The organism is Sodalinema sp. (assembly GCF_046483825.1).
In the GTDB taxonomy this organism is placed as follows: domain Bacteria; phylum Cyanobacteriota; class Cyanobacteriia; order Cyanobacteriales; family Geitlerinemataceae; genus Sodalinema.
Window position 1 is genome coordinate 1 of sequence record NZ_JAWOCL010000170.1, and the last position, 13,133, is coordinate 13,133.

9 protein-coding genes are annotated in these 13,133 nt (G+C 50.2%); 3 read left to right on the forward strand and 6 right to left on the reverse strand.

Translation table 11 applies throughout. The features are described from left to right. The 5 genes from R6U67_RS10910 to R6U67_RS10930 form a co-directional block, all read right to left on the reverse strand. Window positions 1–1,456, reverse strand: a 1,456-nt coding sequence (locus tag R6U67_RS10910) for a sacsin N-terminal ATP-binding-like domain-containing protein (RefSeq protein WP_410252571.1), incomplete at its 3' end; no start/stop codon positions are given. A gap of 60 nt (window positions 1,457–1,516) precedes the next feature. After that, the gene (locus R6U67_RS10915; RefSeq protein WP_410252592.1) at window positions 1,517–1,762 is read right to left on the reverse strand and encodes an HNH endonuclease; all 246 of its coding nucleotides are present in this window, start codon (window positions 1,760–1,762) and stop codon (window positions 1,517–1,519) included. 40 nt (window positions 1,763–1,802) lie between these two features. Beyond that, window positions 1,803–4,175 carry a ParA family protein gene (locus tag R6U67_RS10920; protein WP_410252572.1) on the reverse strand — a complete coding sequence of 791 codons (2,373 nt, stop codon included), beginning with the start codon at window positions 4,173–4,175 and terminating at the stop codon, window positions 1,803–1,805. Between the two features lie 423 nt (window positions 4,176–4,598). Then, complete coding sequence (locus tag R6U67_RS10925; RefSeq protein WP_190303934.1) at window positions 4,599–5,057, reverse strand: hypothetical protein; 459 nt, start codon at window positions 5,055–5,057, stop codon at window positions 4,599–4,601. Window positions 5,058–5,215: 158 nt separating this feature from the next. Continuing rightward, window positions 5,216–7,786 carry a dynamin family protein gene (locus R6U67_RS10930; protein WP_410252573.1) on the reverse strand — a complete coding sequence of 857 codons (2,571 nt, stop codon included), beginning with the start codon at window positions 7,784–7,786 and terminating at the stop codon, window positions 5,216–5,218. Window positions 7,787–7,977: 191 nt separating this feature from the next. Here R6U67_RS10930 and R6U67_RS10935 point away from each other — a divergent pair, with 191 nt between their 5' ends. Further along, entirely contained in the window at window positions 7,978–9,732 is a 1,755-nt protein-coding gene (locus R6U67_RS10935) for a protein-arginine deiminase family protein (protein ID WP_410252574.1), read from the forward strand. A gap of 50 nt (window positions 9,733–9,782) precedes the next feature. On the opposite strand, the gene R6U67_RS10940 is transcribed toward R6U67_RS10935, so the two are convergent. Beyond that, window positions 9,783–10,103, reverse strand: a complete 321-nt coding sequence (locus R6U67_RS10940) for a nucleotidyltransferase domain-containing protein (protein ID WP_410252575.1) — start codon at window positions 10,101–10,103, stop codon at window positions 9,783–9,785. A gap of 303 nt (window positions 10,104–10,406) precedes the next feature. Between R6U67_RS10940 and R6U67_RS10945 the strand changes: the two genes are divergently transcribed. Both R6U67_RS10945 and R6U67_RS10950 read left to right on the forward strand, forming a co-directional pair. Further along, window positions 10,407–11,753, forward strand: a complete 1,347-nt coding sequence (locus R6U67_RS10945) for a histidine phosphatase family protein (RefSeq protein WP_410252593.1) — start codon at window positions 10,407–10,409, stop codon at window positions 11,751–11,753. A gap of 70 nt (window positions 11,754–11,823) precedes the next feature. Next, window positions 11,824–13,116: a dihydroorotase gene (locus tag R6U67_RS10950; RefSeq protein ID WP_410252576.1), complete on the forward strand. Its 1,293-nt coding sequence runs from the start codon at window positions 11,824–11,826 to the stop codon at window positions 13,114–13,116. Window positions 13,117–13,133: the final 17 nt, after the last annotated feature.

The window sequence follows — 13,133 nt, forward strand, 5'->3', positions numbered from 1 at the left end:
CTTCCCGAACCGTGGAGCGAATCACCGGACGCTGAGCCAGATGCTTAAAGACCTCTAAATGTAACTGACCCAATGCCGGACTGGTGGTAATTTTCTCCGTCGGGAACAGCTTATAAAATGCCTCGGGACTCTCCCGGCCAATATCATCCACCAAACTACGATATAACTCCGCGCAGGCGATCGCCAACCCATGCTGAGCCAACCGTTGATTCCAAACCGCTCGCGGACGGTCCTTTCCCGTCTGTCCCGAATCACTACTGAGATTATCCCGAGAACTATTTAAATTAAAAAAGCCATTCAGATGAATCGGCCATCCCGACGCCAACGGAAGCGGGAGAAAACAATACACCTTTCCCTGAACCGCCGCCGGAACCCCTTTCGTCCGACTGGCTGTAATCCTGGCCGCCGCTCCCGTCCAAGGTAACACCTTCTCCTGATTCTCCGACAGGGAGCGAATCACCATCGCCAACTCCTCCCCCTCATCAATGCGAAGCAACTGCACAATCCGCCAACTCGAACTCGTCACCTGCTGAGAACTCACCGTTTCGAGATGATGACGATACGACACTAACCCCAACACATTCCCTTGACGGCGACAGGCTTCAATCAACTCCACCGCCGTTTCCGGAATCGCCGTCATCAACTGCTGACGAGCCGCCGTCACCTCCTCAGGATTCTCGGTGGTAATCCGCAACACCTCCTCCCGGTCCCCCCCAGCATCAGCCGCAATCTCAAATACGTGAATCTCAACAATTGACTTGAGGAACAACAACAACTCCTCGCCGCAATCTTGCAACTCCGTCAACAGTTCCCGAACATTGGACTCCTCAAAGGGTTGATTGCGAATCTCACTCACCTCAGCCTGTTGCGGCGTTCGCAGCGGTAAACGAAACAGCGTTCCCTGAAAATCCCGAGTTCCCCGAGGAACCCCCCCAGCTTCATAAATGGCCATCACCTCGGGATAATCCTCCCACCAGCCACTCGCGGCGAACTCCCATTCTCGTCCCGGTTCCGCCTTCGAGGTTCCCGGAACCGCATCCCCATGGGGGTCAAAGAAAATCAGCCGTTCACGGGAGATGAAACTGGGATAGTCGGTGACGTGATACACCGCATTAAAGCCAATCCCAAAGCGTCCGGTTTTCTGCAAATCCGTCGCTTTCTGACTTTGTCCTAGGCTGCGGATACTCTCAAAATCGCGATCGCCGAAGCTACTATTGTTATAGACCAACATGGCCGGTCCCAGGAGTTTCTGCAAATTCCCCGGAACCGCCGCCGCCTCATGGGTTCGCCAATCTAGGGTAATTTCCACCCGAGTCGCTCCCGCATCATCCGCATTCTGAATCAACTCCTTAATAATCCCCACTCCCTCGGGATAATCGCGGATAATTCCCCGCAAGCGAGCAATCAGAGGTTCAGATTGGTAGAATGAGCGACCTTGAGATAAGGGTGTCGTCATCGAAAATCCAGAATTCAGTTCAACCTAATTATAGGGGCCATCCCTTGGGGTTAACCGTTCTCAATCGCTATAACGACGGCGAAACCGGGGGTCTGCATGATTACTTTTAAGACGATTGCAGGTAAAACAGAGAGTTTGCAGATTACTTAAATCATGACTCCCCCCTTTCGAGACCGGGATAATATGGTCAATCGTTAATTGAGCCTCCTGGTGAGTCTTCCCACAGGCGACGCAGGTAAAATTATCCCGTTCATAGACATAACGGCGAACCTGTGGGGGGAAAATAATGCGGGGTGTGGGTTCCATCATGGAGTATCTCCACTAAAAACTAGGACAAAACACTCACTTACAACTGGCTCTTGAGCGCCTTACGCTTCAACGCCAGAACTCGGGGCCTGGCGCCGCCATTTAACTCAAACCCCAGTCCTTTCCGAAAAATCTCTGGCATATAATAACGCACTGTACCATTCTTTTCCCGATGTTCGTAAATTACACCCATCTCCTCCAATAACTTCAGATGTCCCGCCTCTAACTCAAAGTCCTCCAGGGTAAACGGAACCACCCGTTCACTCCCCTTGGGAATTGTCTCTCGCCATTCCTTAAATTGGGGATATTCCTGTTCCGCCTCCTCGACTTTCTTCTGACTACAGGGTTCCAAGGCTCGCCGAATCGCTTGAGGGGGAAGCAAACGGTCTGATGACCATCGCTGCAATTGAACTTCTTGACTTTGACTGAGACTAATTTCAGCCGCATGATACAGTAGGCGCACAATATCACGAGCCTGGAGTCGTCCCTTAAAATCCGTCAGTGCAGCAAACACCCAGTTACTGGTATAGGCTTCTTTACTGGTAGACTTGCCTAATTTTTTTCCCCATAAGGCTTCCAGTCTATCTTCAAGTTCCTCCCGATTCAATCCTTCAATTTCGTCTGGACTCACCTCCATTACCTGAGCTTGAGCGCACATCCAATACACCAGTTTTAGGAAAGACTCCAAATTCCAACTCAACTCATAGCCTCGATACAAATTCTCAAATTGAGCTGTATTTTGATGGATGCTATATTTTAGATAATCATACCTTAAGAAAATAACTAAGCCTAAATGAGATTGCCTCAACTCTGAAAATTGCTTAGGTAAGTTAATCAAAGCACGGATAGCCGCTTGTTCATTCGGATTAGACACCGCTTCTTGAAATACATCTTCTAATCCATCAAACAGCATCACAACTTTAATACTATGGCTTTTCAAGAAATTGTTGATTTCAGAAATACTGGAACGGCTTAATGGCAAATTCAACCCTTGAGCTATTAACCCAAGCCAAAACTCTTTCCAATCTAACTCATCATGACTCTCTCGCGAAAATATCTTGACCTTTTCCCTTAACTCTGACATCAGCATTTCCGAACTCTCCCCCGGAACATGAGCCTGAAGATGACGGCGAAAGTCCTCTCGTGCTTCGCGAGTCTGTTGCTGAGCTGATTCAGCAAGATTATCAGACTCTAACAAAGGAAAAATATACGTTTGCCCCTCTTGTGACTCCTGAGAAAAACTCAATACTGTCCCCAAAAACCTTTGCCAGTATTTTAACCGTGCAAGCTGAAGATAGGTAAAGGTTTTACCCGCACCTTTAGAACCCAAAGAAACTACCTTGGGTAAATCATCCTGAAAATGGGCCGCCAAGTTTTTCAGCGGTTCCGTAACTAGCAAGCTCTCTCCTTTCCCATTTTCAGAAAATTCATACTGACCGCAGGTTTCTTTAAACCGCCTCAACTCCTCTTCAACAGAGGACAGCTTACGCTCATCAGAGACTGATTGAAAGACATCAGATGTTGCCGCCTCAAGTTGATTGTTTGCCCAATCTTGAGCCACCTTCATGAGAGAAGTTGCTGCCAACTTTTCTTTCGCTTCATCCCAAGTATTAATATAAAGGAGTTGCTGACTAAAGTCCGTCTCTAAAATTTCAAGTCGCTTAGAATAAAACTCATCCTCTTCAGCAGTTTGTGCCTGTGCATAAGCTTCCCGAAACTGAATCAAAGCCTCTTCAAACTCGGGTAACTGCTTTAACTCTGGCGTTAAGAAACTTATCAACACTGACGGGTCATAAAAATGACCGGAGTCAATCTCCTCACTCCCCGGTGCAAGACGGCTCACTTGTTGCAACACCAAGGTTAGCCCTTCCACAGACTGTCTAGCAGCCGTGGTCACAAAAAAGCGTTGCATCCGCGAATCAAACAGAAGCGGACTCGCAATCTCACTCAATCCCGCACGCAAGTCAATAAATACATAATCTGCACCCAAATGACGACCCAACTCATGAATGGCTTGGCTACAAGTCCAAGACCCGGTTCGTGCTAAATGTTCAGGAAGAACTTGAGTATCAAGTAATTGTTCTTGCCTTAAAAAAGCGGGCAGAAAATAGAGGGTGGATTTCCCCTCTCGCTTGGCTGTTTTTTTAACTTCTTTTGCAAATAGGTCTAATGCTTCTTTTTTAGGGACAGGACTATAGTGATAAATCTCTAAAAAATCAATAAATGAAGCAAAAGCAGGCTGGTGACTCGCTTGGTCCCAATAGGTTAAACCGGGAGCTTCCAAGTCAGCATCAATCACTAAAACAGTAATTGGTTTATTTTGAGATTTGGCTGCATCCAGTAGTGCAAAGACATAAGCAGCAAGATGGAGCGTCCGACCTACCCCTCCTTTAAAGGAGTAAAAAGTGACCATTTGCGGTGCTGTTAGGGGGGTTAAGTCGTCTAAACCCTGAGTTTGTGACTCCCCCTCTAAATGCTGTTGACGATAAATAACATTGCTCCAAAATGGACGAAATTTTCGTTGTACAGCTCTCAGTCTGGGTTCTTTGACGATAAATTCAACAGGCAGCTCCGCTTCACCAAAATCTAAGTAGATTGAATCCGAATCTGAATCCGATTTATATCGGTCTAAAAACCAATCTCTGAGGAGATTATCCACGTCAGCCTTACTAGATTCTGAAGGTATTTCAACTTCTAAGGCATCTGAAAAACAGTCAATTCGAGTGATTCCGGAGGGGATTTGAGTCCCATCATAGGTTTTCTCTCGTATGAACCGTTGGACATCTAACCAAGTCAAAAGCCGTGAGTTGTTCATAGATGAATAGTTTCCTGAAATCTATAAATTTTCATTGTCTTCTAGCCACTGACAAATTTTAAGTAATGCTTTTTCAATATCGATATCAGATTGAAACGAGCTTGAGTCACGAGAGTTAGTATGAAGATGACCACCATACCGCCACATTTGGTTAATTTGACCCGGACTTATTTTACGCTCTCTTCTCTTCTGATTGATTCTAACAAACCCCATTGATAATGATTTGGGTAAATTGTAATCACGACCTGTTTTAAGCGCATCTAGAAGTGCATTGATATCATGCTGTATATCCAGTAGTTGTGGACAGTCTGCGGTGCAAGTTGCACCTTCTCGTTTCATTAGCGCCAGTTTGAGTCCACATTCGACGGCATAAAATAACAGGAGTCGGTGAGCATTGCTTTTCGATGCACTCTCTTGAAAGGCTTGTAAATTGTTCTCCCAAGCTCTTCTGAGTTCCCTATCTGTAAAACACACCGCCATGATTGAGGTGAGATGTCCTCCTTAACACTCAAAGACTCATCAGGGGAAACAACTCCGGCAAGTTATCCCCCTGATAGTCTATCTCAAGGCTCTCCTAGGATGCAACCTCAGCAAACTCGGCGTCACATCTATCCGTTGATTAGGATGATGACTTAAGATTAGCTGTCACCGAAACTGGAGAAGTCCGAATCCTCATCGGGAACGGGGAACGTGGTTTCAGGCGTTGCAGCCACCGTCTCCTCAGTAACTCGCTCAGCCTCAGAAGGAGCCACTTCCAAATTCTCCTCAGCCTCAGAAATATCCTCTGATATCATCGTCGTCGGCGTGAAAATCTGTAAATCCGTCTCCTGAACTGGCGGGAGTTTCACCCGGCCAAGACTCATTTCCTCCAGACAGCCGTTAACCCCAGCAATCGCCTCATTATATTGCTCAATCTTCTCCCGAACCGCCGCCTGGCGTTGGCGATTACTATCGAGTTTCGCTTCGGCTTCCCGGTCTAGGGTTTTCGCCAAATTCGTCCGCGCCAATTCATACTGAGATAAAATGGTCTGGGATTGTTCGTTGGCCATCTTGAACAGACGCTCATTGAGAATGCTGTTGAGAACCGTACGAAAGCGACGAATGACCGTATTTTTGACCTTTTTCTCAAAATCGACTTGCAATAATTGACGAATCGCCGGTTCCGCCGCCACCATCCCCTCATAATCCTGGGAACGACAGGCTTGTTGCAAGGTTTGACGCAGTTGGAAGTTAGGGACGGTGTTTTCTCCATAAAATTCCGGGGTTTCTCGAACATAAGTATCACATTCATACCCCGCTTGTCCGACGACAAAATCCCGCACTCGCTCCTCCAGTCGCGAGAGATTCTGGTCAATTGCGGCATCATTGCCGAGGAAACGATAGAGTTTATTGTAAAACTCGGCGTTATGGATACTCTCCCGCAATTGGAAGAAATAGTTGGCGACTAACTCTTCCGAGGCGTTGATTAACACCGCTTTGAGTTGATTGGCGAGGGTATAAAAGGCTTCAACCAAAATTGCCATCATGGGAACAACGGCATTTTCAGGGTGACTTTTTTGAGCGAGTTTGTAGGTTTCGCCAACGGAAAACTCTTCAATTAAGTCATCGAGTTTTTGCAACATCCGCTTTTGTAACTGGCGGAAGTCCCGCTCGTAGCTGGTGTTGTTTTTGTCGGCGATGGACTCATTGAGATAGGTGCTGACATGGTCTTTAAAGTCGTCGCCAATCTGTTTGAGTTCTTTGTTGAGTTGTTGAACCTGCTGCTCTTTGATGGTGTCAATTTCTTGGGGTTGGCTTTCTAACTCTTTCCAAGTTTTGATGTAGTCGTTGCGGACTTCAATACAAAGTGGTCGCAGGTCATTGGCGAGTGCTTCAAAGAGTTGGGGACGGCGGTCTTCCATGAGGTAGCGAGTGATGTCTCGCCGGAAGTCCTGAATTCCACTGTCGCGAACCAGTTGTTCAATCAGTTCTTGTCCATAGGTGTTAAGGATTTGCTGATATTGCTCTTTCTCGCTGTCGGCGTTACTAATGGCTGGGGTGCTGGGAAACCGGGTCCGAGATAAACGTCCTGGGGTGGAGAAATAGCGGTTAAACTCGAAGATGAATTTTGGGGTCAGGTCTTGTTGGTCGAATGTCGAGGGAGTGTTGGCAAAAATGCTGTCGAGTCCCCAATGATTTTCGGGACTGGCTTGGCGAATTTGACTGCCATAAAATCCGAGCAAGGCACTGGTTTTATAAATGCGATCGCCGCCTCGGAATTGCGATTTAATCTGGTATTCTAGGCGATTGCGAAGTTGGTCATCATACCAGGTGGCATCGATGTAATTGAAGGCATAAAAGACGCGATCGCGAATTCCCGGACTCTTCTGAATCCGCTCCAGTAACTGGGTTTCCTCGGTTGTCAGCTCCCCATTTGCCGCTGTTTTAAACACACAAATAACCGCCGATGTGTCGGGATGCTCAATCTTATCATAGGCAATTTTTGCATCTTTTTTGACTGGGGCATCAATGCCAGGCGTGTCAATAATGACATTGCCATCTTCCAAGAGCGGATGATGACAGTAATAGTTGATTTTCTTGAGAACCGAACTATTTTGACTGCGCCGGGCATATTGGGAGGCTTCATCAAGGCTATTGGCGTTCAATTGCGCCATCGAGTAAGTGGCATTGTTGAGAGTATCAATGCGATCGCGATTGGCTTGCCAACCCAGAACAAGCTGTTCCAATAACTTCGCCTGTTTTGCCCGTTCCGTGCGACTTTCTCCCCCTTCCGCTTCCCAAATTCCCTGAGACATCTGGCTAAGTTTATCCAGTTGCTGGGTATCACTGAGATCTCCCATTTCAGAAATGGCTAGCAGTTGGCTCAACTCGCCAATTTGTTGACGAATTTCCACTTGACTGAGAAAGGTTAACTCAACTCGTTCCTGAGTCGGATCTGGCTCATATTCAATGTAGCATTCCGTCCCCGTGGCGTGACCTTGGGCGCTATAGAGCAGTTCTCGCTCCAAAAGTGCGTTAATCAACATCGATTTCCCAGCACTAAAGGCTCCCGCAAAGACAATTTCAAAGCGAGGCGAGATAGCTTTATTTAAAGACGTGCGGATTGTTGCCGTATCCTGAGTAGTAAGGTTCGATTCTGCCTCCTGAAGTTGAACCAAGGTTTGCACCTGAGTATCCAGATTCTGGCATTGGGGAGGGGTCGGATTCATAAAATCGATAGGTTCTGTGAATGGACAAACTACCTTTCAATAGCTATTTTACCAAATTACGGAAATGCGATGATTTATTTTTAGAGATTTTGAGGAAACTCCAATCGGTCTTTGAAACGTACAAGCTCATTTTGTTATGATACTCTGGTTCCTTGTCATTCAGGGCGATCGCGGTAATTATTGGATAGACTATGAAACGACGGTATTGGTTGGCGATCGCGATCGCCTTTCTCCTCATTGTCAACGCTCATCGCCTCACTGGCGGACTCTTCCCCCGACAACTGGTCCCCGGTGATCTCCTCTCCCGCCTAGAAACCTCCGTCGATGACCTCTCCCTAGAAGATGTCAGCGAATCCCCCCCAAGGATAGCCAGAGAACCCAAGGCCCAGATGGTCCTCTACGGCGACACCAACCGCAATGGAATTGTCCGCAAACCCGAGGATCTTGAGGGACGCGATCGCTGGTCCTGGGACACCGGAATCCTGCTTCCGTTTAACCAAGACGACGACAACCTCAACGGTATCCCCGACTGGCAAAACTCCCGTCCCATCGACTTCGCGCGCGATCGCGAACTGGCCCTGCTGCGCCTCACCATCCCCGAACCCTGGCAAGACTCCCCCCTCTTCCTCCACGCCAACCACGCCGCACGTCCCCACCTACGCGCCTTTCAGCGAACCCACCAAGGCTGGATTCCCGTCGATTTAACCGGACAAACCCCCCTGAACCGCAGCCGTAACCTGGTCATCGGGATGGAAGCCACAGACTTTGCGAATCAGGACTGGAATGGCTTTGCTGTCGTCACCGCCTTTATCCCCGATGGAGGCGAAATTGTGCAACGCGATCGCCTCGCCATGCGCGTCACCCCCTGGCTGATTCCATCCAACCTCAACCCCCCAAAACGAGTGTTTGTCAGTCCCCAGTCCAACAGTACCTTCCTCCCCCAACTCGCCGCCGAAACCCAGGCCCAAAACCTCGATCTCAGCACCGACTCCAGCGGTATCCTCTGGATGCAAGACACCATGGAAATCGGCTTCATGCAGTTTCCCAGTCGCGGCGAACTCCATGTGATTCCCGCCGTCCTCAACGGGATTCGTAGTAGCCGCATCGATGGCTTTGCGCGGACTCTCCTAGGACGAGACTTTGGCTGGTTTTCCGTCGCCGCACCCCGTCCCCTCCCCGCCGCCTACTCTTGGATTGACTGGTATGGCAATTTAGAAGTCTCCCCACCCCTTCCCGGCTATCCCTGGGGTCGGATTTACTACGGCGTCGCCGACGACTATAGCCTCCACCCAGAACTCCTCGCCTTTCTCGACGCGCAACACCTTCAGGCCCCCGCCGTGGCCCTCGATACCTCCTGGCTGTATATCGGTCATGTCGATGAAATTGTCAGCTTTATCCCCGACGGAAACGGGTCATTTCTGGCCCTAGTGACCTCTCCGGGAGCTGGGGTGGAGTTCCTAGAAAACCTGGCCGCTGAGGGATACGGCGAGGCGACCCTGGCCCAAGGTTTAAGTGGACAGGCCAGCGTCAATCAGTTATTAGCGAATGACTCCCTGATGGACCATAACCGTATGTTGCAACAGGACCATCTCAACCCCATCCTGGACACCCTGAAGCAAGAGTTTCAACTGACGGACGATCGCATTCGTCTCGTTCCCGCCCTCTACCGTCCCCTGGGTGATGCCATTTTCCCCAATTTGGTCAATTTGCTCGTTTTGGGCGATCGCCTCCTTGTACCCGATCCTCACGGGGCAATCATCGATGGCAGCGATCGCTTGCAACAGGTCTTTCTCGACCTCATCGAGGGAACCGGACTCAGCGTCGCTTTCCTCAACGATGCCGAATATCACGAATTCAAAGGTAACATCCACTGTGCGACGAATGTGCTGCGTCAGGGGTCTGAACAAGCTTTTTGGACGGCGTTACCCGATCCCATCAAACCCTAATGCAGCTTTTAAACTTTGGGACTTCAGCAGGAGTTTTGGTTGCTCATCGTTCATAACAAGACACCGTCTTTACGGATGTTGCGAAGCAAAGCATTGTTGCGAGTCTGATATTGAATTTCCTCTATGAAGAGACAACTAATAACAACATCATAGTCAAGAGAAATATCTGCAACAATTTTGCCAGTCCGTCTGATTTCTTCGCCGGGATTAACCGGCGATCGCAACACAACGAGAACATCAATATCTGAGTCCGAATCGTGATCGCCACGGGCTTGGGAGCCAAAAAGAGTTAAATGAACGAGGCGATCGCGATAAAGTGCGGTCAACTCATCTTTTAAGTCTTTGAGGATAGGTTCAAGAGTTAAGTTCATGATAAATAACTGAGTTATTTTCTACAAGACAACATAAGAACACTTCAGATTTAAACAACAAAAAAATCATCCCTTCAAGAGCCAGCTATCGCTCCGGTGTACCAACAATACAAAAAATAGAATTTTCAATGGTATTGCAAAAATCTCCTCCATTCCCAGACCCTCCTGGGAGTTTTCGACCCTTGCCCTTGGGGGACGACCAGGTGCTAAAATTGCCTCTGGTCATTGGCGCGATCGCCCCTGACTCCAGCATCACTCCCCGATGCTGACACGCTCCCAAGCCCGTCACTGGAGGATAGACCCCTGGCTACTACCGTCATCTTAGTTCGTCACGGACAAAGCACCTACAACCTAGAGCAGCGGATGCAAGGACGCTGCAACAAATCCGTTCTCACCCCCGCCGGCCAAGACTCAGCCCGACTCGTGGGACGCGCCCTACACCAAGTCTCCCTCAATACCCTCTATTGTAGTCCCCTAGCCCGAGCCAGAGAGACCGCCGAGATCGTCTGTAGCGAACATTCGAGCGACCTACAACCCAACCCCTCTGACCTCCTCCTAGAAGTCGATTTACCCCTCTGGGAAGACCTACGACGAGATGAAGTCAAAGAACGCTTCGCCGACGACTATCGCCGCTGGAAACAGGACCCCAAAAACTTCTCCATGGAGATTCCCACAGACGACGGGGGAACGCGATCGCACTTTCCCGTCCGGTCCCTGCGCGACCAAGCCCAACAATTCTGGCAATTTCTCCTCAGCCAACATTCCCAGGAAACCGTCGCCGTCGTCGCCCACAATGGTATCAACCGCTGTCTCATCTCCACCGCCCTAGGAATTGGGGCTGAACACTATCAAGTCATCCAACAGTCGAATTGCAACATCTCCGTGCTGCGCTTCGCCGGTGGCTTAGACGACATCGTACAACTCGAATCCATGAACCAAGTGGGACATCTTGGCGGTGACCCCTTCCCTGACCTGCGTCCCGGTCATCAGGGAGCGCGGATTCTCCTCGTGCGTCACGGGGAAACCCAATGGAACCGGGAATCTCGCTTCCAAGGACAAATCGATGTCCCCCTCAACGACAACGGTCGCGCCCAAGGTCAACGAGTCGCCGAGTTCCTCAAATCCCTCCCCATCGGGTTCGCCGTCACCAGTCCCATGTTGCGGCCCAAGGAAACGGCCCAACTGATTCTGCAACATCACCCCCACGTCACTCTGGCTGAAAACGAGCAACTGCGAGAAATTAGTCATGGCCGCTGGGAAGGGAAACTCGAAGCCGAAATCCAGGCCGAATATGGCGACCTCCTCGACCAATGGAAAGTGACCCCAGAAGCCGTACAAATGCCCGATGGGGAAAACCTCGACCAAGTGTGGCAACGAGCTAAAATCGCCTGGGATGCGATTGTCCAAACCTATGCTGACCGACAAGAAACGGGGATTGTCGTGGCCCATGACGCGGTCAATAAAGCGATTCTCTGCAACCTGTTTGGTCTGGGGCCTGAGCATTTTTGGAACTTCAAACAGGGGAATGGTTGCGTTAGCGTCATTGACTATCCCAAAGGGACAGGGGGCCATGGGGTCCTGCAAACGTCGAATGTCACCGCGCATCTGAATGATGGGGTGTTTGACCAAACCGCCGCTGGTGCGTTGTAATGGTCCGTCAACTGAGCAATATCAAGGAGGAACAGCATCGATGACTGGGGTAGAGTGCTCAGGTGAGCAGATGTCTGAATCTGTCGTAATCCGGCGCGCTCGCGTGTTGGATCCTGAATCGGGGTGCGATCGCATCCTCGATGTTTGGCTACAGGCCGGACGCATTGAACAGGTCGGGGTTGACCTGACCTCGATTCCCTCGGACTGTCGGGAACTCGACGCCGAGGGGTTAATCCTAGCCCCCGGTTTGGTCGATCTCTATAGTTATAGTGCTGAACCGGGATTTGAAGAGCGCGAAACCTTGCAGGGCCTCAGCCGCGCCGCTCTCGCTGGCGGCTATACTCGCCTGGCCCTGATTCCTCAACAGCGAGGCTTCTTCGATCAACCGGCGGGGTTGGCTCAACTGCGAGGCTTAATTGAGCGAATCCCTGGCCCTCGTCCTCAGTTCTTCTTTTGGGGCGCCTTGACTCAGGGGAGTGCGGGAGAACAGATGACGCAACTGCGAGAGTTGCAACAGGCTAACGTTATCGGGTTTGCAGATGGCTATCCCCTCAACGATGACCGACTCCTGCGGCGGATTTTGGAGTATGGACAAGGCTTAAATCTTCCCATCGCCCTCTATGGCTGCGATCGCCGTCTCATGGGAGAAGGTGTGGCCCGTGACAGTGCTGATACCCTACGCCTGGGACTCTCCCCCATTCCCGCCAGTGCGGAAACCGCCGCTGTCGCTCACATCTTGGAATTAGCCGCTGAGTTCCCAACTCCGGTGCATCTGATGGGCCTATCGACGGCCCGCTCGGTGGAACTCGTGGCCGCCGCCAAAGGAAAGGGCTATCCCATCACCGCGAGTACCCTTTGGACTCATTTACTCTGGGACACTCGCGACCTACGAGAGTATGACCCCAATCTACATCTTGATCCACCGTTGGGAACCCCGAGCGATCGCCAAGTTTTACGAGAAGCGGTCAAAAGTGGCACGATCGATGCGATCGCCATTGGTCATTGCCCTTATACTTATGAAGAGAAGACCGTTGCTTTTTCTCAATCTCCTCCTGGAACCTTAGGCTTAGATGTGGCAATGTCCCTATTGTGGCAGCGGTTAGTGATGACCGAGGAGTGGACACCACTCGAATTATGGCAAGGACTCAGTTCCGGGCCAGCCCAATGTTTGGGACAACGCCCCGCCGCGATCGCCCCGAACCAGCCGGCCGAACTCATTTTATTTGATCCCCAGGTCTCCTGGACGGTTAATCGGAGTTCCCTATCCTCTCAAGCCCAAAACAGCCCCGTTTTGCAGCAACGGATCACCGGCCGAGTTCAGCAGATCTGGTGTGGCGATGCTCAACCTTGGGAACCGGGTTAAAGGATCTCAATTGCGTC